Here is a 21,623-nt window from a genome sequence, read left to right on the forward strand (position 1 = left end):
GTCAGGAAGACAGGCCGTTACCCAATCAGCATCCCTCATTAGAGGAACAGGATCTCCATGATCAGAGTCGCAATCAATGGTTATGGCCGCATCGGCCGCTCAATTCTCCGTGCCTTATACGAATCGGGTAAAAGGCAGCAAATTCAGATCGTTGCTATCAATGAACTGGCCAAGCCCGAGGCCATAGTCCACCTCACCAACTATGACACCACCCATGGTCGCTTCCATAGCCGCGCGAGTCTTGCAGACGGCATGATGCAACTGGGGGACGATAGCATCAGACTGTTGGCCGAGCCGGAGGCAGACAAACTGCCCTGGGGCGAGCTGGATATCGACTTGGTGTTCGAAGCCACAGGCGCCCTGTCTGATAGACAGAGCTGCGAGGCTCATATCCAGGCCGGTGCCCGCCAGGTATTGATAAGTCATCCCTCTTCGGCGGATGTTGACGCCACCATAGTCTATGGTGTCAACCAGGAACTATTGGCCGCCGAACACACTGTGGTGTCCAACGCATCCTGTACCACCAACTGTATTGTCCCTGTTATCGATGTGCTGGATCGGCACTTTGGGGTCAAGAGCGGTGCTATTACCACTATCCACTCGGCGATGAATGATCAACAGGTGATAGATGCCTATCACGACGATCTGCGCCGAACCCGCGCCGCCGGGCAATCGATCATTCCGGTCGACACCAAGCTGGCCCGCGGCATAGAGCGTATCCTGCCGCAGATGAAGGATAAGTTCGAGGCCATTTCAGTGCGGGTGCCCACTATTAATGTCACCGCCATAGATGTGTCTGTGACTCTCAATGACAGAGTGGATATTGCCAAGGTAAACCAGGTGCTGGAACAGGCGACCCATGGCAGGCTTGAGGGCATTCTGGGCTATACTGATGAGCCTCTGGTATCATGCGATTTTAATCATGATCCGCGCTCCAGCGTGGTCGACGGCACCCAGACCCGGGTCAGTGATGGCCAACTGGTGAAGCTGTTGCTTTGGTGCGACAACGAATGGGGCTTTGCCAACCGTATGTTGGATACGGCGCTGGCGATGATCAAGGCCCGCAGCGCCTGAGAGGCTGCAACAGATTATTCCAGGGTGGCAGGGAAGGCGCCGCCCTTAGTGAAACAGATTTGTTTTTGATTAAGAAGGAAGCGTAAAAATGGCAATTATCAAGATGTCAGAGCTGGATCTTCAGGGCAAGCGTGTGCTTATCCGTGAAGATCTCAATGTGCCTGTGGCCGATGGCGTGGTCACCAGCGACGCGCGTCTGCGGGCTTCGCTGCCCACTATCAAGTTGGCACTGGAAAAAGGGGCTGCCGTGATGGTGATGTCCCACCTGGGACGACCAACCGAAGGCGAATACAATGAGGAGTTTTCCCTCAAGCCTGTGGTGGATTATCTGGCCAAGGCGCTGAACTGCCCGGTACGTCTGGAAAAAGACTATCTGGATGGCGTCGAAGTTGCCCAAGGTGAAGTGGTGGTGTTTGAAAACGTCCGCTTCAACAAGGGTGAGAAGAAAAACGACGAGGCGCTTTCCAAGCAACTGGCAGCCCTGTGTGATGTCTATGTGATGGATGCCTTTGGTACCGCTCACCGCGCCCAGGCCTCGACTCATGGTGTCGGCATGTTTGCCCCGATAGCCTGCGCCGGCCCATTGCTGGCGGCAGAGCTGGATGCCCTGGGTAAGGCGATGGATAACCCGGCGCGTCCCTTGGTGGCGATTGTCGGTGGCTCCAAGGTGTCGACCAAGCTGACAGTGCTTGAATCTCTGTCCGGCATAGTGGATCAACTGGTGGTGGGTGGTGGTATCGCCAACACCTTTATTGCCGCCGCCGGCCATCCTGTGGGCAAGTCGCTCTATGAAGCCAACCTTATCGATGAAGCCAAGCGCCTGGTGGCCAATGCCCAGAGCCGTGGAGGCGATATCCCCGTGCCTACCGATGTGGTGGTTGGCAAGGAGTTCAGCCCTGCAGCCGTGGCTACCTTGAAGCCAGTGGACGAGGTTGCCGACGATGAGATGATCTTCGACATAGGCCCGGACAGCGCCGAAGCCCTGGCTGCTATCCTGCAAAAAGCCGGTACCATAGTCTGGAACGGCCCGGTTGGGGTGTTTGAGTTCGACCAGTTTGGCGAAGGTACCAAGCGTATCGCCCAGGCGATCGCCGAGTCACCGGCCTTCTCCATCGCAGGTGGCGGTGATACTCTGGCCGCCGTGGACAAATATGGCATTGCCGACAAGGTGTCATACATCTCTACCGGTGGCGGTGCCTTCCTCGAGTTCCTCGAAGGTAAAGAGTTGCCGGCTGTGGCCATGCTCAAGGCCCGCGGTAACTGAGCAAAATCAAAAGAATTATAAAGAAACCGCTCCCGGCTTTGCCGGGAGCATCAAGTTAAATCCAAGCGATAGCGACCTCGGTGAAGCAATTCACCCTATTATTGGAGTAAAAAAATGGCCCTTATTTCCCTACGCCAACTGCTGGACCACGCCGCCGAACATGGATACGGCGTCCCGGCGTTCAACGTTAACAACCTGGAGCAGATGCGAGCCATCATGCAGGCCGCCGAAGCCACTGACAGCCCTGTGATTGTGCAGGCTTCAGCCGGTGCCCGTAAGTATGCCCGTCCTCAGTTCCTCAAGTATCTGATGGCGGCTGCCCTCGAGCAGTATCCGGATATCCCTGTGTGTATTCACCAGGACCACGGTACTCACCCTGACGTGTGTCAGCGTTCCATCCAGCTCGGCATGAGCTCTGTGATGATGGACGGTTCCTTGATGTCTGACGGCAAGACTCCTGCCTCTTATGAGTACAACGTCGATGTTACCCGCAAGACAGTGGCCTTCGCCCACGCCTGTGGTGTTTCTGTTGAAGGTGAAATCGGCTGTCTGGGTAGTCTGGAAACCGGCATGGCCGGCGAAGAAGACGGTATCGGCGCCGAAGGTACCCTGAGCCACGAGCAGATGCTGACCAGCCCGGAAGAAGCCGCCCGCTTCGTGGCCGACACTCATGTGGATGCCCTGGCCATCGCCATAGGTACCAGCCACGGTGCTTACAAGTTCAGCCGCAAGCCTACCGGCGATGTGCTCCGTATCGACCGCATCAAAGAGATCCACGCCCGTATCCCCAACACTCATCTGGTAATGCACGGCTCTTCTTCTGTACCTCAGGAGTGGCTGCAGATCATCAACGAGTATGGTGGCGCCATCCCTGAAACTTACGGCGTGCCGCTGGAAGAGATTGTTGAAGGCATCAAGCACGGTGTACGTAAGGTTAACATCGACACAGATTTGCGCCTGGCATCTACCGGTGCGGTACGTAAGTTCCTGGCTGAAAACCCAGCTGAGTTTGACCCACGCAAATTCCTCAAGGCCTCCATGGAAGCCATGGCCGACATCTGTACCGTTCGCTACGAAGCCTTCGGTTGTGCCGGTATGGGCTCCAAGATCAAGCCGCTGTCGTTGCAGGCCATGTACAAGCGTTATCAAACCGGCGAACTGGATCCACAGATCAACCTGTAATCCCGTTCTCTGTATTGAAAGCCCGCATTCGCGGGCTTTTTTACGTCCCGTTTCCGGCGTTTAAAGCAGAGATAGCAGCAGCGCCGTCAGGTAGAGCCCAAGGCCAAAAACCGTATGGGCCAACAGACTTCTGCATCTGGCTGTCCAGGGCGCCGGGGTACGTCTGGCCGCAAGGCCGGCACCCAGTCCCGGCTGCAGAATAAGAAAGGGCGCCAATACACTGATAATGCCAAGCAGCAGCGCCGGCATGATCTTCGGTGCTTGCAGCCATTGCGAACCGCAGATCGCCAGCAAGATGGCGGCAAAGATGATGCCTATCAGATAGTGTGCTCCCCAGCCAAGCCAGGCTTCGCCCTTGATGGCAGCCGAGGCGCCGATAGGGCTGTGGATCAGTTTCCCCTTGGGTAAATGACCTATCCAGCGACCGACCATGGGATAGCTCAGTGAGGGGATCCCCAACAGCATTTTTTGCGCCAAGGCCCAAATATCCATTACCAGAGTTGCACCGACACCTAAAAGCAGCGCATTGAGCCAAAAGGGAAATTCCTGCATCTATCTTACTCCTTGTCGTATTTTGTCCATCCGGGCTGGGCGGTTGTCGCCCCTGATGGATGATGATAATCTATCATTCAATAAATTAATTGAATGATTGTTTGGTGAAGAAAAAATGTCAAGCGACAATCTGACCGAGACACAGGGGCAGCAGCTCGATAGTCACTACCGGGAACTGGCAGATATTGCCAAGGTGCTCTCTCATGGCCACAGGTTAAGGCTGCTGGAGCAGATAGCGCAGGGGGAATGGCCGGTCGAGCGTTTGGCCCAGCAGTGCGGTCTGACTCTGGCCAACTGTTCCCAACACCTGCAGCAACTGAAACGCGCCGGCATGGTGGACAGTCGCCGTGAAGGCAAACAGGTACTCTATTCTCTGGCCGATGGTCCCTTGTTGGTGCTGCTGCAGAGCCTGGCGCAGCTGGCCGATTTTCAGCGTTCCCGGGTTAATCAATTGGTGGCACGCCATAAGCCGGAGCCGGGTAGCGGTGAAGGGGTTTCCCGGGAGGCGTTGTTGGCGCGGCTTGAAAGTGGTGATGTATTGCTGCTGGATGTGCGTCCCGAAGAGGAGTTTTTACTCGGCCATCTTCCGGGGGCTCTCAACCTGCCATTGCCTCTGTTGGAAGCGGAACTGGCACGTCTGCCCAAGCACACAGAGATAGTGGCCTATTGCCGCGGCCCTTATTGCGCCCTGTCGGATGAGGCGGTGGCCTTGCTCCAGGCACAGGGCTTTAATGCCAAGCGACTCAATGCCGGTTTCCCCGACTGGAAGGCGGCCGGCTTGGCGGTGGAAGTCTGACTTGGACTGTTGAACCTATCACAAAACGCCTTTTATCAGCTTGGCCAGGCTGGCTATCGATTGCTCCAACTTTGGCCCACCAGGCAGTGAGGCGTTGATGCGAAAACAGTGGCTGAACTCCCGGTGCGCCGAGAACATCTGTCCCGGCGCCAGGCTTATTCCTTGCGAGAGTGCCTGGCGATAGAGCTCTGTGGTGTCCCGCCCCTCGGGTAACTCTACCCAGAGAAAATAGCCGCCATCGCCATAATGCACTCTGACACTGTCGGGTAAGCGGTTCTTCAATGCTTGCCAGGTGGCGAATTTTCGTTGCTCCAGGGTGCGCCTCAATTGCCGCAGGTGGGTCTCATAACTGCGGGTCGACAGGTAATGGGCCAGTGCCAATTGCACCGGGGTGCTGGTGGCCAGGGTGCTCATCAGTTGCAGTTTTTGAATACTGAGCGCCATCTTGCCGGCGGCCACCCAACCGACGCGAAAACCGCCCACCAGAGACTTGGAGAAGGAGCCGCAGTGCAGGGTTCTGTTGTCCGGATCGAAGGCCTTGGCCGGCAGGGGCTTCTCCTTGCCGAAATAGAGTTCACTGTAGACATCGTCTTCAATCAAAAAGCAGTCGTGTTCCTGCAAGAGTTTCAGCAAACGACGCTTCTTGTCATCGCTCATACTGCAGCCCAAGGGATTTTGAAAGTTGGTCATCAACCAGCAGGCCTTGACCCTGTGAGTTTGCAGCGCCTGGGCCAGAGATTGTAGATCTATTCCTTCCTGGGGATGGGTGCGAATGGCGAGCGCCTTGAGGCCGAGGCGCTCCAGCGACTGCAGGGCGCCGTAGAAGGCGGGGTTTTCTATCACCACCCAATCCCCGGGACGGGTGACCGCCTGCAGGCTCAGGTTCAATGCCTCCAGTGCCCCCGCGGTGATCACTATTTCATCCGGCGAGATGCTCATTCCCTGCGCCGCGTAGCGCTGGGCTATGATATGCCTGAGCGCCGGGTTCCCGGGTGGCAAATTGTCCAGAGCGCTGGCGGAATCCAGGGTCTTGGCGCTTGAAATCAAGGCCCGGTTCAACTGTTTGTGGGGCGACAGCCCGGGATCCGGGTAGGCGGAGCCAAACCCTGTGATCCCCGGATCGCGACTGGCCTGCAACACCTCAAAGATAAAGGCGTTGATATCCACCGACTCGGCGCGGGTCACAGCACTGGACTGATGTAGGCCTTGGGGCTTGGGGGCCGCCACTTTCGGGGCGACAAAGTAACCTGAGCGGGGGCGGGAGATTATCCAGCCTTGGCTCTCCAGCACCTGATAGGCATGCATCACTGTCATCAAACTCATCTGGCTCTGCTGAGTCTGCTCTCTGAGTGAAGGTAAGCGGTCACCCACCTGCCAGACACCGCTCTGTATCTGCTGCCTCAATTGCTGGATCAGGGTTTCATATTTGGCCATGGTTTACTCTGCTTTATTGCCCGTGCCCAGCATAACAATTATTCAATCTGTTATATATAAAATCGTATTTTCTGTATCTATTATAGTTTTGTTTCAGTCCTTAAGATGCCAGCCAGGTTTATTGACCCTTTGAGGTGGTTCATGTTTGGACTGGATGCACTCGAAATGGCACGCATACAGTTTGCCTTCACGGTTTCTTTTCACATTATCTTCCCGGCCATCACCATTGGCCTGGCAAGTTATCTCGCGGTACTGGAAGGGCTTTGGCTCAAAAAGCGTAATCCGGTATACAAGCAGCTGTATCATTTTTGGTCCAAGGTATTTGCGGTCAACTTTGGTATGGGGGTGGTTTCCGGCTTGGTGATGGCTTACCAGTTTGGCACCAACTGGAGCGGCTTTTCCGAGTTTGCCGGCAGTATTACCGGCCCCCTGCTGACCTATGAAGTGCTGACCGCCTTCTTCCTCGAAGCCGGATTTCTGGGAGTGATGTTGTTTGGCTGGAAAAAAGTCGGCGATCAGCTGCACTTCTTCTCCACCTGTATGGTCGCCCTCGGCACCATAATGTCCATGTTCTGGATCTTGGCCTCCAACAGTTGGATGCACACACCGCAGGGCTTTGTCATTGAAGCCGGCCAAGTGGTACCGACAGACTGGTTGGCGGTCATCTTCAACCCTTCCTTTATACCGCGTCTTTCGCATATGGCGGTGGCCGCCTTTATCTGCTGCGCCTTAATGGTGGCGGCATCGGGCGCCTGGCACCTGCTTAAAGGCAACGACAACCCGGCGGTGCGCAAGATGTTCTCCATGGCGCTGTGGATGATCCTCGCCTGTGCACCTTTGCAGGCCTTGCTTGGGGATATTCACGGGCTCAATACCCTGGAGCATCAGCCGGCCAAAGTCGCCGCCATGGAAGGGCACTGGGACAACAGCTCGGGGGAGCCGACACCGCTGATCCTGTTTGGCTGGCCCAATATGGAGACAGAAACCACTGACTATGCCCTCAAGATCCCGGCGCTGGCCAGTTTGATCCTGATGCACGACAGCCAGGCCCAGGTGCCGGCGCTGAAGGAGTTTGCCGTGGAAGACAGGCCCAATGTCCCTATCGTCTTCTGGTCATTTCGGGTCATGGTCGGACTGGGCATGCTGATGCTGCTGCTCGGTGTCGTCAGCCTTTGGCTCAGACGCAGTGGTGGCCTGTACCAGAGCCGCTGGTTTCTGCGCTTCAGTCTGTTCATGGGACCATCGGGACTCATAGCGCTGTTGGCCGGGTGGATAACCACGGAAGTGGGGCGGCAACCCTGGATCATTCATGGGGTAATGCGCACCCGGGATGCGGTCTCTGCCCATGGCGAGCTGCATATGAGCCTGAGCCTGCTGGGGTTCTTTGTGGTCTACAGCCTGGTGTTTGGTTTGGGGTATCTCTATCTGCTCAATCTTATCCGTCAGGGGCCCAAGGTCGAGGAAGTCTTATCCGAAAGCCCTGCGTTGGTCGGGCGAATTTCACAGTTTCACAGCGACGAGCTGCATAAGGAGAGCTGAGTATGGGCATTGATCTGGCTGTTATCTGGTTTGTGATTATTATTTTCGCCACCTTGATGTACATAGTCATGGATGGTTTCGACCTGGGAGTGGGGATACTGCTGCCCTTGGTTGGAGACAGGCATGACAAAGATATCATGGTGAACTCAGTGGCACCTGTGTGGGACGGCAATGAAACCTGGCTGGTGCTGGGCGGGGCTGCGCTGTTCGGCGCCTTTCCGCTGGCTTATGCGGTAATTATCGATGCCTTGGCGATTCCGCTGACCTTTATGCTGGTGGCGCTTATCTTTCGAGGCCTGGCGTTTGAGTTTCGCTTCAAGGCGTTTGAAGGCCACAGAAAAGCCTGGGACAGGGCATTTGCCATCGGCTCTGTGGCAGCGACCTTCTTCCAGGGGGTGGTGCTGGGGGCCGTGATATCCGGTTTCCCTGTCATAGATCGCAGCTTTGCCGGCTCGCAGCTCGACTGGTTGGCGCCTTTCCCGCTTTTATGCGGTGTCGGGTTGGTGGTCGCTTACGGACTCCTTGGCAGCAGTTGGCTGATCATGAAGACCCAGGGGCATCTGCAGCAACAGATGTTTCTGCTGAGCCGCTCTTTGCTCATAGGCTTGCTGGTGGCCATAGTGCTGGTCAGTATCTGGACGCCTTTGGCACATCCCCAAATCGCCGAGCGTTGGTTTTCACTGCCGAACCTGATTTTCCTCTCACCCGTGCCTTTATTGACGGCACTACTGGGATGGAATCTGTATCTGGGCCTGCAAAGGCAAGATACTTACCAACCCTTTGTGATGACGCTGCTCTTGGTGTTACTGGGGTTCTGCGGTCTTGGGATCAGCATCTGGCCCTATATTATTCCACCGGGCATCAGCATTTGGCAGGCTTCGGCGCCACCCCAGAGCCAAGGCTTCATGTTGGTGGGTGCTCTGTTTATTATCCCCATTATTCTGGTTTATACCTGCTGGACCTATTATGTGTTCCGCGGCAAGGTGAGCGCCGATGAAGCCTATCATTGACGTTTTGAGGGGCCGGGCCATCCGGCTGCTGGCCCCGGCTAAGAATTGGCTCGATAGCCGTCCAGGCTGTTGGATGCTGCTGCTTTGGTGCTTGAGTGTTCTTTCTTTGCTCAGTGTCTCTTCGTTGTTGCGACTGCTGATGTCTGCGGCCGGGTTGAAGGCCTGATAGCCTTGTCTCTGTCAGACAAAACGGTTACCGGTGTCGGAAATCAGGTTTTTTCAGCTGCAAAATGCGAGCTGTTTCGTATTTTTCGCCATAGATGTTAAGATGGCGCCCGTTTTTTTAGGGGATTGCTTTGAACGGAGATGCACAAGAATGAAAAAACTGCTTAGCACTGCAGCCATTCTGCTGGTCGCACCATTTGCTCACGCTGGGGCTGACTTTGTCGAAGGTGATAAAACATTTGCCGGTGAGGCGGAGTTGGGGGCAACCCTGACCACAGGTAACACTGAAACCTCTTCGGTGAAGGCTCGCCTGGCGATGAAACACGAACTGGGCAACTGGGAAAACCAGTACCTGCTCGAAGGTCTGTACAAGGAAGATTCTGAAGAAGTTACTGCCAAGCGTTATTTTGGTGGTGTTCAGGGAAACTACCGTCTGGATGAGCGCAGCTATCTGTTTGCCAACACCAGCTACGAAGCCGATCCCTTCACAGGTTACGATTACAAGTTCAACAGTGCGGCCGGTTACGGCTACCGTGTATTCCAGGGCAGCAAAAGCTTCCTGGATGCCGAGATAGGTCCTGGTTACCAGTATCAGCGTCTGGACAGTGAGCAAAGCGCCATTCTGGGCTATAACTCTGACGCCAGCTGGGTCGCTCACGGAGTGATCAACTATGAGCTTGAGATCAGCAAGACCTCCAAGTTCCGCCAGATGTTTATTGCCGATTATGGCGACAAGCTCGACGCCCGCTCCGAGACTTCGCTGACCGCCAACATCATCGGCGCCCTGGCAATGAAGTTTGCCGTGATTGTGCGTTATAACAGCGATCCGCTGGATGACAAAAAGAGCACTGACACTGAAACCAATATGACACTGCTGTATTCTTTCTAAAAAAGCCGTGACATAAAAAGTGTGAACCAGATAAAAGCGCCTGCGGGCGCTTTTGTGATCTATGGTGTTTTTTTACCAGTCTTTTTCAATTCTTCTGCTGCTGTCTGCCACTTAGAGCCGGGTCTCGCTCACTTAAATTGCAGAAATTTGCGTTTTATCAAGATTCGCTTTCCATTCTCTGTGCTAGGTTTTAGTTAATTTCCTACCAAGAGAAGAAAGAGATGAAGTTAATGCGTTTGCATGGGGGCTGCGCAGCCTTAGGGGGAATTTTGTCAGGACTGTTTTCGCCTGTGGTCCTGGCTAGCACGGAAGCCACAAATAACCTGAGTCTGACAGACTCAACCGTGGGGTATCTGGCTCTGACTCTGTTTGCCATCGCCTATTTACTGGTGATGGGGGAGGAGAAGCTGCACCTGAGAAAGTCCAAGCCTGTGTTGGTCGCTGCCGGTCTCATCTGGGGCATGATAGGTTATGTCTATACCCAGAATGGTATGTCGGAAGTGGCCGAAGCCGCCTTCAAACATAACCTGCTCGAATATGCCGAGTTGTTGCTGTTTTTGCTGGTGGCCATGACCTATATCAACGCCATGGAAGAACGTAAGTTGTTCGACGCCTTGCGTTGTTGGATGGTCAGCAAGGGCTTCAGTTTATACCAGATATTTTGGCTTACCGGTTTACTGGCCTTCTTTATTTCGCCCATCGCCGACAACCTGACCACTGCGCTGCTGATGTGCGCCGTGGTGATGAAAATGGGCGCCGATAATCGCCGTTTTATCACCCTGTCGTGCATTAACATAGTGGTGGCGGCCAATGCCGGTGGCGCCTTCAGCCCTTTTGGGGACATCACCACTCTGATGGTGTGGCAAAAGGGTATGGTGCACTTTTCCGAGTTCTTCAAGCTGTTCCTGCCATCACTGGTGAATTTCCTGGTGCCGGCGGTGATCATGAGCCTGTTTATTTCCAGGGAAAAATCTGATGCCCTGGTTGAAAAGGTTTACACCAAGACAGGCGCCAAGCGGATAGTGCTGCTGTTCCTGTTCACCATAGCCATGGCTGTGTGTACCCATTCACTGCTGGGTCTGCCGCCTGTGCTTGGCATGATGACAGGCCTTGGACTGCTGCAGTGTTTTGGCTTCTACCTGAGGAAGAATTTCCCCAAAGCGCTGGCAAGAGCGCAGGAGAAGGCGCGCCTGATGCAGGATGAAAAGCGTCTGGAGCAACTGGGTAACGTGGTGCCTTTCGATGTATTCAGCCGTATTGCCAGAGCCGAATGGGACACTTTACTGTTCTTCTATGGTGTGGTGCTGTGTGTCGGCGGTTTGGGCTTTATGGGCTATTTGAGCATGGTATCCCATGCCATGTACACCCAGTGGGATCCCACCTATGCCAACGTCGCCATTGGGGTGCTGTCCTCTATCATAGACAACATTCCCGTGATGTTTGCCGTACTGACAATGAACCCGGATATGGCGTTGGGACAATGGCTGTTGGTAACCCTGACCGCCGGGGTTGGGGGGAGTTTGTTGTCCATCGGCAGTGCCGCCGGGGTGGCGCTGATGGGGCAGGCGAGAGGGGTATACACCTTTGGGGCTCACCTCAGGTGGACACCCGTGATCGCCCTGGGTTACGTAGCCAGCATTCTGGTGCACCTCTGGATTAACAGTTCTACATTCTAGATAAGAATGTATCATATTGTTAATTAACAAAATTTTAATTGTGGGAAAAGTCTGAGAGACGGTTCACGCTTCTTGCCAAAAGCCTAAAAACACCCATACAGATCACTCTGGATGGGTGTTTTTTTCCCTTATACTGCCGCCATTCATTTGCTGCTGAGCCACGCCATGCAGATAGGTTGCTATTGGTTTGATGCCGATACCGGCACGCTCAAACATACTGGATCCGGGATGAGCTGGACACTGTCTGAAACAGAGCAGTGTGTGCTGAATATTTTGTTGGCTCACAGGGGGCAGGTGGTGTCCAGAATGCAACTGCTGCAGGAGGCCGCCATTCCCGCCAATCAAGGGCATTTATTGGAGCAGGCGGTGGCCAGGATCCGCCAATACCTGGGACCCGAGCACAGCGACCTCTTGGAATCCGTAGACAGGCAAGGTTTTTTGCTGCACAGCAAGACCCGAGGCCGCAGGCCTATCTCTTTGTCCCCCAAGGGACAAACGCCCTGGCGTCACTATTGTTGGATGTTACTGCTGAGCGCACTGGCATTGGTTTTTTTGTCATCCAGGGTTGGGCCACTGCGCTATCTGGAAACGCCGGATGAGGTGATAAAACTCGTACACCCTTCGGGCAGTACTACCTTTTTGCGTCTCTACGGCGAACCCAAAGCATTGGCCGCATTGAAAGATTTGACTCAAGGTATTGAAGACTGGCTGGCACGCTGCCCCGATAGTTGGCGCACCATTTCCATCTCCCTCAGCGATGACAATAAGGTGTTGAGTATGGTGGTCAAGGGAGAAGGCGACCGAGGCGAATACCTCAAGGCTTATAAGTTGACCATGGCCCAGATGAACGCCTGCGCCCCCGAATATACCTGGCTGAGGGAGGCACTGCGCTGTGACTGAATCGACTCTGCGGCGGCGGTTACGCCAAAACCGGATCTGGATACTGCTGCTGTTATTACTGCTGTTGTTTGCTGCCGGCATTCTCTGGGCCGATACCCTGATTTCCAAACGTCTTAGCCCTAATTTCAACTGTGAAGCGAGTTTGATCCGTCCCGGCATGGCTGTGGATCAGGCCAACACTGAAAAGCTCAGGCTCAGGATAGCCACAGAAAATGGTCATGCCAGACTGCGGGTGAGCTATCGTCACGACTCTGAGCCTTGGGCCAGCATCGAACTGACAGGGCTCATCAAAGGGGTTGAGCCTGGCTCCCTGAGCTATTTGATAAGCCTGGAGCAGCGACAGGAAAAGCTGCAAGTGGATGAAGCAGAGTTGCCCCCATATCTGCTGGCGATGCGGGACAGTATCAATAAGGTGTTGGCTCAGTCAGGCAAACTGGATCTCAGACTGCATGTACTTGAGATGGATATTCTGGCCGACTATGCACTTATCCAGGTGACGCCTGGAGATCACCTCTGGGCCTGTCGTATGAGTGAGTTGGAGGAGGATAAGGCCCAAGAGCCGCTGCTCTCCCTGATCAGCGGCTTATTTGATGGGGCAGTTTTCGGGGGTTAGTTCGCACCTTCCCCTGTGGTGGGAGAGTAGAGTGTCAGCTCATTGCTGATCTCTGTGCCAAACACCTCTATGGCCACCTTATAACGGCTGACGGCACCGCTGGCGGCATTGGCATCCCAATCCAGTCCAGATGGACTGAAGCTGTAGCTGCCGGCACTGTCCAGAGCCTGTAGCGGTTCAGCGCACTCGGTCGCCGGATCGCAGCTGTAACCATAGGTCACATGCCAGCGTTTCCAGGCCTTGGGCTTGGTGGAAGCCTGCTCTTCTGCCGGATAACCAAAGTAGGTGATCTGGTACTTGGCGGCATTGGTGAGCGCCTTGCCTTCGGCGTTTTGCAGGGCAAAGGTGACCTGGCCTGAGTCGGGATCGAAGCTATTGAGGGTCAACTCAATACTGCTTGCCTCGGCAATATCCTGGCTGGGTTTCTCGACCGGCGGCGGAGGGGTGATCTCGCCACCGCCATTACTGTTGTCATCATCGCTGCCACAGCCTCCCAAGAGCAGGGCCGAGCCGAGCAGCAGGCTCAGATAGCTGATTTTCATCGGATAATCCTCAGTTAAAGTGCCCGGTATGACAGGTGGTACATTCCATATCTGTCTTGACGCTGGCGGCCGGTCCCATGGTGCTGCTGGAGCCATGACAGCTCTGGCAACTCTGGGCTTCGGTGCTGGGTTTGCTCTCAGGCAGGGCGGCCAAGTCTTCGCCCTTGTGGGCTCGGTTCAGGAGTTCCACCAGATGATAGGCAATGGAGGCCGACAAACGATAGCAGCGTTCGCCTTTTTCGGAGAAGGTCTTGCCTGAGGCCTTGGACCAGTTACTGATGGAGGAGTGGCACAGCACGCTGTTGGCAACCGAAGATTTGACCACCAGGGCGGTCTTTTCGGCGGTGGAGCCAATACCGGCAACGAACTCATCGCTGGACAAAGGCAGTTCGGTATTCTCATAGTAGCGGAACAGGGCGCCGATGACGGCGGCATTTTGGCCATTGATGTCATCGAGAATATTGACCAACATACCTACCGCATTGAGGTTACCGCAAAGCGTGCCCTGGCCGGTGACCCCGGCAAAACCATAACCGGCCAGCGCCGTTGGAATAGTGGCAAACTTGTCGGCATCGACACTGGCGGACTGCGCCAGCATGGTCACAGTGGCGTGAAATACCTGATGCATACAGCCACCCCCGGTTTCATAAGCGAGTTTGGCGGTCGCCATGGGATCCAATGGGGCATATTTGAGTTTTTCCCCCAGTTCTAGGCGGTAGTTTCCTGACTCATCCGTGGCAGCAAAGGCACAAGTGGCCGTGAGGCCGGCTCCGGCTGCTGCGGCGCTAATTCCAATGATCTGGCCGAGGGCCTGACGTCTGTTAATGCTCATATTTATCACCCTTTGTTGTCTTTGTTTTTCCCGACCTGGTCGGTTGTCTTCAGCTTAGGGGGATGCCTGATGAAGGTTGTGATTCAGCGCGCATGAATCCTGAGTTGGCCGAAAACGGATTTTTGACATGCAAAGACGATTGACGGCTTGCATATTGATACCCATTGAGGATTAGCGTTTGATGTGGGTCACTTTATTTGTTGCATTCATGTTGATTAATGACGTCTTCATGGCTTTTTCCCTCAGTCTTCAGTGGCTTCAATCCTGGGTACTGGTTCACAAAATGCCACTTGCTTCCCTCTTGGTCGGCGCCTCGCCTGAGTTGGATCACTTTTTAAACTTTTTCCTGTGTCAGGGTTAAGAGGATCACAGTAGTGATTAGATTTCTTGCATAGACTCATAACCATATAAAACAGGAGGAATATAATGCAGATAGGCGACTGCTGGTTTGATGAAGCCAGCGGTGAGTTACAACACAGGGGCCGGGGGGATAGCTGGCATCTTCCCCGGGCGGAGTTACAGGTACTGAAACTCCTGCTCGCCAATCAGGGGCGTTTGGTTTCCCGTATCGAGTTGCGCGCCGGTGATGACAATCATCCCCCTTTGAGCGATTCGTCCGTAGCCCGTGCTGTCTGTATGTTGCGTGCCTTTCTGGGGCCCGAATATGAGTCTTTGATTGAAACGGTCAAGGGGCAGGGGTATCTGCTGCGCTCATCTATGGCCCGTAAACCTGCAGGGGTGCTGGAGTCCAGGTTGAATGCCGGTCCCAAACAACTGCTGGTAGGCTTGGTGCTGATATTCATGCTCGGCCTCAGTCTCTTCTATCTGTATCGCTTGCCCAGAGTGGCGCCCACTATTCCGCTGAACAAGCAGGAATTGACCTTGCTTTCGGGTCAGAGAATGGAGCTGTTTTTCTATTCCAACTCCCGCACCAACAACCAGTTGTTGACCGAGCAGGGTAAGGTGTTGGCCTCGGCATTGGCCCAGTGCAAGAGCAGCCCCTGGCGCAAGTTATATGTATCGCTGTCCCATGATAAGCAGGTGCTTAACCTCACCTTGAGAGGCGAGTATCTGGGACAATCCGTGGTGCGTAATCTCAAGATCAGCGATGGCCGTCAGGTGAAGGCATTTGTGAGCGTACCTTGGCTCAAGGAGGTTGATCTCTGTGGCTAGACGTTGGCTTTGGATGATAAATCTGCTGATCCTGATCTTTCTGCTCGGCTGTTTGCTGGTGATCTATCGTTTCAGCCAGACAGCGCCCGCTTTGGCGCTTAACTGCAGCTCCGAGCTCTACGACCGGCAGTTGAACGAGGGCGAAGATGCGCAGCACTACCTGCTGCTGGATCTGCAGACCAAAGGCAAGCGAGCCCTGGTCAACTATCGTTACTTCAACATGGATGGCACCCCCGCCGGCAGTATCTTGATGCAGGGGCAACTGGCTTCGGAAGAAGCCGGCCGTTATCAAATTCTGGTCACGGACAAACAGGAACTCTCCGGCAAGGGTGCAAGGCCCGCCCACATGCAATATCTCTCCTATATTTCCAGTTTCAACCTCAGCAACGAAGGCCTGCATCATTTGGCACTGGAGATCCTCGATGCCGATGAAGCCAAAGACTATGCTATTGTGTTATTCCAACCGAGCAACACAGTATGTGGCTGTCGCCTGATCCACTGACCGCTGAATTTTTGCTGACGATTTCACCATTTCCACTCAGTTAACGCCGGTGCGCTATCCCATTCCCGTGTTGCTTGGGCTATAGTCAGGATCTTTCATCAATTCATTGATAGTGTTCCATTATTGTGTCCAAACTACGTATCAAGCAGGAAGAAAATCTATCCATCAAGTTCAGCCATCTGATGGATGTCGGGGAGCAGCGCAAGCTGGATCTCTACTTTTCCCTGCCCAAGGAGATGGGCATAGGGCCGCAGAGCCTGAATGAAGAGGAATACTACTTCAGCGCCATTCTCGGTCGGCGTTCCTACTACTCGGATGGCCTGCATCTGCCCTTGGTGCAATCCAGGTTTGTGAGTCAGAAGAAGCGTACCGTTGAAGAGTTTCGTCTCTATCTGAACCTGTTTGCCTACCAGTTTGTGGTGGCGATGGAGAACGATGCCAAAGAGATTTCGCGGCAATCCGAGCCGGAAAACTTCTATCCCTTGCTGGAGGAGTTAACCGAGCAGACAGCGATTTTGCTGAAGAAGTTTCGCCGCAACGAACCGGCCGATGCCAAATGGAAGCACTATTTCGAGAATGCCGATAACTATCTATCCTGGTTCTGTGAACAGCAACTGCTGAAGCTGCTGGCCCATGGCCCCAGAAACAGCGACTTCAGCCATATCTCGGACAAGGTGATCACCCTCTGCCGGGTAGAAAATAACTATCGGGCGGAGCGGCACTACAATTCGGCGCAGACCCTGCAGGATCCCAATCGCATTGCCAACAAGATGTTGCTGCTCAGAAGGCTTATTCAGCAAGGGGTGGTACTCAAAGAGGAGATCAAACCTCTGGGCACAGGGCTCAAGAAGCTGACCACAGGATTGGCTACGGCCCTGGTAATGTTGGTGGTGTCGGCGCTGATCATCAAGGCCCAGGGGGTATTCAGCGGTGTGACCCTGGTATTGGTGCTGGTACTGGCGCTGATTTACGGTGCGCGGGAGATCTTTAAAGACGATGTGCGCAATGCCCTGTGGCGTTATATCCAGCGGGGACGACCGCGCTGGAGCCGGATATTGAGAGACACCACCAACCAGAAGTTCATTGCTAAGCAGCTGGTTTGGCTTGAATTTATGCGCAGCCAGGATCTTCCCAAAGATGTCAAAGAGATCCTCAGGCGGCGCCACAGCCAAAATAAGGTCGATGCCGAAATTCTTCACTATGGCATTCAGACCAAGGTGGCAGATACCGAGTTTCTTTCCGGTTACAATACGCTGCAGGAACAGGTGGTGTTCAGCTTAGTACCCTTTGCCCGCTACCTGGAGCGCGGCAAGGCCAAAATTTACACCGAAACCGATGGCAGGATCAGCAATGAGTCGGTGGAGCGGCGCTATCAGATAAACCTGGTGGCTGCCCTCAAAGAGGGCAAGCAGGCGCCGCGCTATGCCAGATACAAGATCACTATGAACCGATCACAGATAGTGGATGTCAGCCCCAGCGATATTCCGGATTCACTGCCGGGAATTGAGGACCTGCCCTATGATTCAGAGGTCAAGGCCAGTGGAGAGTCCAGACGCAGCAAGGAAGATCGCGCCGAATCCAAGACTATGGCGGAAGAGGAACATCAGGCTAATCTGGCGGCCGTGACTCAGGCCGCCGATCTTCTGTCTGAGCTGCAACCCGGCGGGAAGGAAGATAAAACCATCTCCTCCCGGGCAAGCGAGCCTAAAAACGGTGAAGGCAGTCAACCCTGACGGCCTTCATCGTGAAACTGCTCAGGAACGTCCCACAGAGGAAAAGGCCAATCCCAGCCCCAGGCTGACCAAAACGCCGCCTATGGCGCGTTCAACCCAGTGGCGACAACGGGCCACGGAGCGACGGGCAGCTTGCGAGGAAAACAATAAAGCCACCAATGAAAACCACACCAGGTGGGCGGCTGACATAAAGGCGCCATAACCTATTTGGGTCAGAGTGCTGGTCTGGGGATCGATAACCTGGGTAAAGAGTGCTACCACAAACAATGTCGTCTTGGGATTGAGGGCATTGGTCAGAAACCCACTCTTGAGTGCCGCCCAATCGGAAATCACTTCCTGGGTCTGCAATTCAGATGCTTCAACCGCCTTGCTTCTGAGCATGGTGATGCCGAGATAAATCAGATAAGCCGCACCGGCAAACTTGATCAGGCTGAACAGCCACAGTGATTGGGAGATCAGCAGTCCGATACCGGCAATGGAGTAGAGCACATGTACCCATACGCCCAGTGATATACCGGCACCCGTCATCAGACCGGCCCGGCGTCCGAGTACCATGCTATTGCGGGATACCATGGCAAAATCAGCCCCAGGGCTGATAACGGCCAACATAGTGATACTGGCGACGGCGAAGAGTTCTAGCATGATGTCTCCTGAAATGAGTGATGAGTATGGCTGTCTATTTCCCGGGTGGTGATTGGGGGCAGGGCCAATAAGCCGCTTAGTTTAGCAATAAATCAATCAGGAATCGCACTAAAGATTATGTGGTTTGTTCAGCGTTGAAGTGACGCTTTGAGCGCGGCGATTTGTGCACGGCTGAGCTCTCTAAACTCCCCTTCAGCAAGCCTATCAAGTGTTAATTCCATTATCCGGGTACGGCAGAGATCTGTGACTCTGTAGCCCAAATGCCGACACATACGGCGAATTTGCCGCTTCTTGCCCTGAGTCAGAATGATTTCAAAACTGTTTGCCGAAATTGGCGTGACTTGTGATGCACGCACCTGGCCATACCCGTAATCCATTGGGTTTCTCAAGGCATGGATAAACGCGTCAGTAAATGCCCGCTCCAGAGTGACCCGGTAGTGTTTGCTGTGGCAAAAATCCGGATGCATCAGTTGCTGGGTCAGCTCGCCGTCGTTGCTGAGCAGCAACAGGCCGCGGGAGTTTTTATCCAGCCTTCCGGCCGGATACAGGCGTTTATCCTGGGGCAATAGATGCAATAGGCTGCTCGGGTCATCCTTGAGCAAGCGGCAATCTATCCCGACGGGTTTATTGAATAGCAGATAAGCGTAAGGTGCCGGGGCGGCGACGGGTTCGCCCAGATAAAACAGCTTCTCAAGACAATGTCGCTGCCCGGCGGCGAGGGTGACTCTGTCTGTGTGTTTGGCTGGCCTGTCACCCAGAAAAATCTCTCCGGCTTCGATGCGTCTGGCGGCTTCGCGTCTTGAGCACAGACCGGATTGCGCCAAATAGTGGGCAAGGCGCATTGTGGCTTGCAGGGTTGTTTTTGGCGCTGTTGCGTCAGCCCTATACGGTTTTTCAGTCATCAGTCATCAGTCGTTGAGCGGTTGCGACCAGTGCCACAGTCGATATACGGTGGCCGACAGGCTGAGACCGGCAAACACAGTGGCAATGGAATGCAGCCACATAAACCATACCGAAGGGCAGAGGGTTTGCACTGAACAAGAGGCATAGTTCATCGATGGCCATTGTAACTGGGATAACAGGCCGATGGCAGACATTATCCCCAGAAGGCTGAACAGGCACAGCGGCAGGTTACAGAGCGCTCTGTGGGAGACAAAGCAATAGCAGCAAAGGGTGAACATCACCAAGGTACTGGCAATAAAGAAGATAGCAGCCAGCTGGTGGGCAAAGAGTTCATTGTAGGGGAAGACCCCCAGCGCCACTATCCCCAAGCCAACCGCTATGCCAGATCTTGACAACAAGCTGGCTGCCGCGCTGTGCTTTTGCCACCAGAGGCCACCCATGGCCAAGATGAAGCAGGCGCCGCCGAGCAGTAGCGAGATATTGTAGACATAGGCCAGCGGCGAGCTCAAGTAGTCGCCCAGTCTGTCCATGCGCATGCTGAAAATGGCGCTGCCCAAGTTGTCATAGGCGGCCCAGAAGGAGGAGGCCATGCCCAGTGCCGCTATACTGACGCCCACCAGAGACATCATAAATGCCAGGCGCTGCGGATCTTGCTTATGGTATTGCTCGTACAGGGGCATGGAATGGCTCGTTTGAATACCTGCATTCAATAATAGTCGCCAAATGACGGCGACAAAAAAACCGGTCGCAGGGACCGGTTTGGTTATTGCGCCCGCTAGTTTAACTGCGGGGACGCAGTATCACAATCACCACGGCAACCAAGGCCAGGATCATGCAGTACCAGGTGTTGACAACGGCTTCCAAGGGAGAGATCTTGAAGTGGGAAGCTATCAGCAATGCCTGGGCACCGTAGGGAATAAGCCCCTGAATGATACAGGCGAAAATATCCAGAATACTGGCGGCGCGTTTCGGGGCAACCCCATGTTTGGCTGCCAGATCTTTGGCGATATCGCCGCTGACCACAATAGAGACGGTATTGTTGGCCACACAGGAGTTGGTCAAAGCCACTATCCCCGCCATCCCCAGCTCGGCGGCGCGGCAGGAGGCTTCACCCTTGGCGCGGGAGAAACGGGCTATCAGCTTCTCTATCTGCTGGCTGACAAAGCTCAGGCCACCTTGCTGCTGCATCAGGGCCGCCAGGCCACCAACCAGCATGGAGAGGATAAAGATCTCCTGCATATTGCCAAAGCCTTTGTAGATATCCTTACCGAAGGTCAGCAGCGAGTAATCTTGAGTGACAAACCCTGTTATCCCGGCCAGCAAAATGCCGATGGCCAGTACCACAAACACGTTCAGCCCGGCGACGGCCAGCACCAGAATACTCAAGTAAGGTAATACCTTAACAAAGTCGACCTCCTGTGGTGGCAGTTCGGCTTGACCGGAAGAGAGGAAACCGAACAGCAACAGGGTCACAATCGCCGCCGGAATGGCAAAGATCAGGTTTTCACGGAACTTGTCTCTCATTTCGCAGCCCTGGGTGCGGGTCGCGGCAATAGTGGTATCCGAGATAATAGACAGGTTGTCACCAAACAGGGCGCCTGACATCACAGAGCCCGCCATCAGTGGCAGTTCAATCCCTGCCTGATCGGCAACCCCGAGGGCGATAGGAGCCACGGCGGCAATCGTGCCCATGGAGGTGCCCATGGCGGTGGCGATAAAGGCGGCGATAATGAAAAAGCCGGGCAGCAGCAGATTGGCCGGGATCAGCTTAAGCCCCAAGGCAACTGTGGCATCAACCCCACCAGTGGCACTGGCCACGGCGGCAAAAGCACCGGCCAGTAGATAGATTAGGCACATGGCGATGATGTTGTTGTGGCCTATCCCCGCCATAAAGGTGTTCATGGTCTGGTTGAGCTTTTGCTTGGACAGCAAAATGGCCAGTACAATCGCCGGTAATATCGCTATCGGGCTCGGCAACTGATAGAAGGCAAAGTCTACCCCTTGGCTTTGGAAATAGACCCCGGCACCGATAAACAGCGCCAGAAACAGAAACAATGGCAGTAGTGCCACAAATGAGGCCGGAGCTTTAACGGCCGGAGAAGTGTTGTTCTGGGTCAAAATCTACTCTCTGTGAATCACGTTCGGCCGGGGATTCCCTCCGCAGCAGCCAAACTCGCTGAGTTGCATTGTCTTAACGGCATC

At 54.5% G+C, this 21,623-nt stretch carries 22 protein-coding genes; 14 read left to right on the forward strand and 8 right to left on the reverse strand.

Annotation, left to right across the window (positions count from 1 at the left end; genetic code table 11):
- Positions 1-57 precede the first annotated feature (57 nt).
- The 3 genes from epd to fba all read left to right on the forward strand — a co-directional run bounded on the left by epd (position 58) and on the right by fba (position 3,520).
- Complete coding sequence (gene epd, locus E1N14_RS04645) at positions 58-1,074, forward strand: erythrose-4-phosphate dehydrogenase (RefSeq protein WP_025010017.1); 1,017 nt, start codon at positions 58-60, stop codon at positions 1,072-1,074.
- 88 nt (positions 1,075-1,162) lie between these two features.
- Positions 1,163-2,338, forward strand: a complete 1,176-nt coding sequence (locus E1N14_RS04650; RefSeq protein ID WP_025010018.1) for a phosphoglycerate kinase — start codon at positions 1,163-1,165, stop codon at positions 2,336-2,338.
- 114 nt (positions 2,339-2,452) lie between these two features.
- Positions 2,453-3,520, forward strand: coding sequence for a class II fructose-bisphosphate aldolase (gene fba, locus E1N14_RS04655; RefSeq protein ID WP_025010019.1), 1,068 nt, complete (start codon positions 2,453-2,455; stop codon positions 3,518-3,520).
- Positions 3,521-3,580: 60 nt separating this feature from the next.
- Here fba and E1N14_RS04660 read toward each other — a convergent pair whose 3' ends face one another.
- On the reverse strand, positions 3,581-4,072 hold the full coding sequence (locus tag E1N14_RS04660; protein ID WP_025010020.1) for a DUF2938 domain-containing protein: 492 nt from the start codon (positions 4,070-4,072) through the stop codon (positions 3,581-3,583).
- A gap of 115 nt (positions 4,073-4,187) precedes the next feature.
- Here E1N14_RS04660 and E1N14_RS04665 point away from each other — a divergent pair, with 115 nt between their 5' ends.
- A complete protein-coding gene (locus E1N14_RS04665; RefSeq protein ID WP_045283702.1) occupies positions 4,188-4,868 on the forward strand; it encodes an ArsR/SmtB family transcription factor in 681 nt (226 codons plus the stop codon).
- 18 nt (positions 4,869-4,886) lie between these two features.
- Here E1N14_RS04665 and E1N14_RS04670 read toward each other — a convergent pair whose 3' ends face one another.
- On the reverse strand, positions 4,887-6,302 hold the full coding sequence (locus E1N14_RS04670) for an aminotransferase-like domain-containing protein (protein ID WP_025010021.1): 1,416 nt from the start codon (positions 6,300-6,302) through the stop codon (positions 4,887-4,889).
- A 141-nt stretch (positions 6,303-6,443) separates the two neighbouring features.
- On the opposite strand from E1N14_RS04670, the gene E1N14_RS04675 reads away from it, so the two are divergent.
- The 7 genes from E1N14_RS04675 (at position 6,444) to E1N14_RS04705 (ending at position 13,094) form a co-directional block, all read left to right on the forward strand.
- Positions 6,444-7,841, forward strand: a complete 1,398-nt coding sequence (locus E1N14_RS04675; RefSeq protein ID WP_025010022.1) for a cytochrome ubiquinol oxidase subunit I — start codon at positions 6,444-6,446, stop codon at positions 7,839-7,841.
- A 2-nt stretch (positions 7,842-7,843) separates the two neighbouring features.
- Positions 7,844-8,851, forward strand: a complete 1,008-nt coding sequence (gene cydB, locus E1N14_RS04680; protein WP_025010023.1) for a cytochrome d ubiquinol oxidase subunit II — start codon at positions 7,844-7,846, stop codon at positions 8,849-8,851.
- 73 nt (positions 8,852-8,924) lie between these two features.
- Complete coding sequence (locus E1N14_RS22000; RefSeq protein WP_223828965.1) at positions 8,925-9,017, forward strand: DUF2474 family protein; 93 nt, start codon at positions 8,925-8,927, stop codon at positions 9,015-9,017.
- A 150-nt stretch (positions 9,018-9,167) separates the two neighbouring features.
- Positions 9,168-9,905, forward strand: a complete 738-nt coding sequence (locus E1N14_RS04690) for a DUF481 domain-containing protein (RefSeq protein WP_062793424.1) — start codon at positions 9,168-9,170, stop codon at positions 9,903-9,905.
- A 221-nt stretch (positions 9,906-10,126) separates the two neighbouring features.
- On the forward strand, positions 10,127-11,581 hold the full coding sequence (gene nhaD / locus E1N14_RS04695) for a sodium:proton antiporter NhaD (protein WP_025010025.1): 1,455 nt from the start codon (positions 10,127-10,129) through the stop codon (positions 11,579-11,581).
- Positions 11,582-11,692: 111 nt separating this feature from the next.
- Positions 11,693-12,481 carry a winged helix-turn-helix domain-containing protein gene (locus tag E1N14_RS04700; RefSeq protein ID WP_025010026.1) on the forward strand — a complete coding sequence of 263 codons (789 nt, stop codon included), beginning with the start codon at positions 11,693-11,695 and terminating at the stop codon, positions 12,479-12,481.
- The gene (locus E1N14_RS04705; protein WP_062793423.1) at positions 12,474-13,094 is read left to right on the forward strand and encodes a hypothetical protein; all 621 of its coding nucleotides are present in this window, start codon (positions 12,474-12,476) and stop codon (positions 13,092-13,094) included. Before E1N14_RS04700 ends, E1N14_RS04705 begins: the two co-directional genes overlap by 8 nt.
- Here E1N14_RS04705 and E1N14_RS04710 read toward each other — a convergent pair.
- Both E1N14_RS04710 and E1N14_RS04715 read right to left on the reverse strand, forming a co-directional pair.
- Positions 13,091-13,636, reverse strand: coding sequence for a hypothetical protein (locus tag E1N14_RS04710; RefSeq protein ID WP_025010028.1), 546 nt, complete (start codon positions 13,634-13,636; stop codon positions 13,091-13,093). The genes E1N14_RS04705 and E1N14_RS04710 overlap by 4 nt on opposite strands.
- Positions 13,637-13,646: 10 nt before the next feature.
- Entirely contained in the window at positions 13,647-14,468 is an 822-nt protein-coding gene (locus E1N14_RS04715) for a cytochrome c3 family protein (RefSeq protein WP_025886951.1), read from the reverse strand.
- A gap of 426 nt (positions 14,469-14,894) precedes the next feature.
- Between E1N14_RS04715 and E1N14_RS04720 the strand changes: the two genes are divergently transcribed.
- The 3 genes from E1N14_RS04720 (at position 14,895) to E1N14_RS04730 (ending at position 17,876) form a co-directional block, all read left to right on the forward strand.
- Positions 14,895-15,641, forward strand: a complete 747-nt coding sequence (locus E1N14_RS04720) for a winged helix-turn-helix domain-containing protein (protein WP_025010030.1) — start codon at positions 14,895-14,897, stop codon at positions 15,639-15,641.
- The gene (locus tag E1N14_RS04725; protein WP_025010031.1) at positions 15,634-16,143 is read left to right on the forward strand and encodes a hypothetical protein; all 510 of its coding nucleotides are present in this window, start codon (positions 15,634-15,636) and stop codon (positions 16,141-16,143) included. The genes E1N14_RS04720 and E1N14_RS04725 overlap by 8 nt, the downstream gene beginning before the upstream one ends.
- 125 nt (positions 16,144-16,268) lie before the next feature.
- Positions 16,269-17,876, forward strand: a complete 1,608-nt coding sequence (locus tag E1N14_RS04730) for a hypothetical protein (RefSeq protein ID WP_252727297.1) — start codon at positions 16,269-16,271, stop codon at positions 17,874-17,876.
- A gap of 21 nt (positions 17,877-17,897) precedes the next feature.
- On the opposite strand, the gene E1N14_RS04735 is transcribed toward E1N14_RS04730, so the two are convergent.
- The 4 genes from E1N14_RS04735 to E1N14_RS04750 all read right to left on the reverse strand — a co-directional run bounded on the left by E1N14_RS04735 (position 17,898) and on the right by E1N14_RS04750 (position 21,539).
- Positions 17,898-18,518: a LysE family translocator gene (locus E1N14_RS04735; RefSeq protein WP_044733813.1), complete on the reverse strand. Its 621-nt coding sequence runs from the start codon at positions 18,516-18,518 to the stop codon at positions 17,898-17,900.
- A gap of 128 nt (positions 18,519-18,646) precedes the next feature.
- Positions 18,647-19,360, reverse strand: coding sequence for an RNA pseudouridine synthase (locus E1N14_RS04740; protein ID WP_025010032.1), 714 nt, complete (start codon positions 19,358-19,360; stop codon positions 18,647-18,649).
- Between the two features lie 66 nt (positions 19,361-19,426).
- Positions 19,427-20,101: a hypothetical protein gene (locus tag E1N14_RS04745; RefSeq protein WP_025010033.1), complete on the reverse strand. Its 675-nt coding sequence runs from the start codon at positions 20,099-20,101 to the stop codon at positions 19,427-19,429.
- A 100-nt stretch (positions 20,102-20,201) separates the two neighbouring features.
- Positions 20,202-21,539 (reverse strand): Na+/H+ antiporter NhaC family protein, encoded by a 1,338-nt coding sequence (locus E1N14_RS04750; RefSeq protein ID WP_062793422.1) that lies wholly within the window; start codon positions 21,537-21,539, stop codon positions 20,202-20,204.
- Positions 21,540-21,623 lie beyond the last annotated feature (84 nt).

It is taken from the genome of Shewanella algae (assembly GCF_009183365.2).
GTDB lineage: Bacteria > Pseudomonadota > Gammaproteobacteria > Enterobacterales > Shewanellaceae > Shewanella > Shewanella algae.

Coding starts and splice junctions, on each gene's coding strand:
- E1N14_RS04710 (WP_025010028.1), bottom strand. CDS start 13,636: ATGAAAATCAGCTATCTGAGCCTGCTGCTCGGCTCGGCCCTGCTCTTG.
- E1N14_RS04735 (WP_044733813.1), bottom strand. CDS start 18,518: ATGCTAGAACTCTTCGCCGTCGCCAGTATCACTATGTTGGCCGTTATC.
- E1N14_RS04690 (WP_062793424.1), top strand. CDS start 9,168: ATGAAAAAACTGCTTAGCACTGCAGCCATTCTGCTGGTCGCACCATTT.
- E1N14_RS04720 (WP_025010030.1), top strand. CDS start 14,895: ATGCAGATAGGCGACTGCTGGTTTGATGAAGCCAGCGGTGAGTTACAA.
- E1N14_RS04740 (WP_025010032.1), bottom strand. CDS start 19,360: ATGCGCCTTGCCCACTATTTGGCGCAATCCGGTCTGTGCTCAAGACGC.
- cydB (WP_025010023.1), top strand. CDS start 7,844: ATGGGCATTGATCTGGCTGTTATCTGGTTTGTGATTATTATTTTCGCC.
- E1N14_RS04650 (WP_025010018.1), top strand. CDS start 1,163: ATGGCAATTATCAAGATGTCAGAGCTGGATCTTCAGGGCAAGCGTGTG.
- fba (WP_025010019.1), top strand. CDS start 2,453: ATGGCCCTTATTTCCCTACGCCAACTGCTGGACCACGCCGCCGAACAT.
- nhaD (WP_025010025.1), top strand. CDS start 10,127: ATGAAGTTAATGCGTTTGCATGGGGGCTGCGCAGCCTTAGGGGGAATT.
- E1N14_RS04660 (WP_025010020.1), bottom strand. CDS start 4,072: ATGCAGGAATTTCCCTTTTGGCTCAATGCGCTGCTTTTAGGTGTCGGT.
- E1N14_RS04670 (WP_025010021.1), bottom strand. CDS start 6,302: ATGGCCAAATATGAAACCCTGATCCAGCAATTGAGGCAGCAGATACAG.
- E1N14_RS04665 (WP_045283702.1), top strand. CDS start 4,188: ATGTCAAGCGACAATCTGACCGAGACACAGGGGCAGCAGCTCGATAGT.
- E1N14_RS04745 (WP_025010033.1), bottom strand. CDS start 20,101: ATGCCCCTGTACGAGCAATACCATAAGCAAGATCCGCAGCGCCTGGCA.
- E1N14_RS22000 (WP_223828965.1), top strand. CDS start 8,925: ATGCTGCTGCTTTGGTGCTTGAGTGTTCTTTCTTTGCTCAGTGTCTCT.
- E1N14_RS04700 (WP_025010026.1), top strand. CDS start 11,693: ATGGGTGTTTTTTTCCCTTATACTGCCGCCATTCATTTGCTGCTGAGC.
- epd (WP_025010017.1), top strand. CDS start 58: ATGATCAGAGTCGCAATCAATGGTTATGGCCGCATCGGCCGCTCAATT.
- E1N14_RS04675 (WP_025010022.1), top strand. CDS start 6,444: ATGTTTGGACTGGATGCACTCGAAATGGCACGCATACAGTTTGCCTTC.
- E1N14_RS04715 (WP_025886951.1), bottom strand. CDS start 14,468: ATGAGCATTAACAGACGTCAGGCCCTCGGCCAGATCATTGGAATTAGC.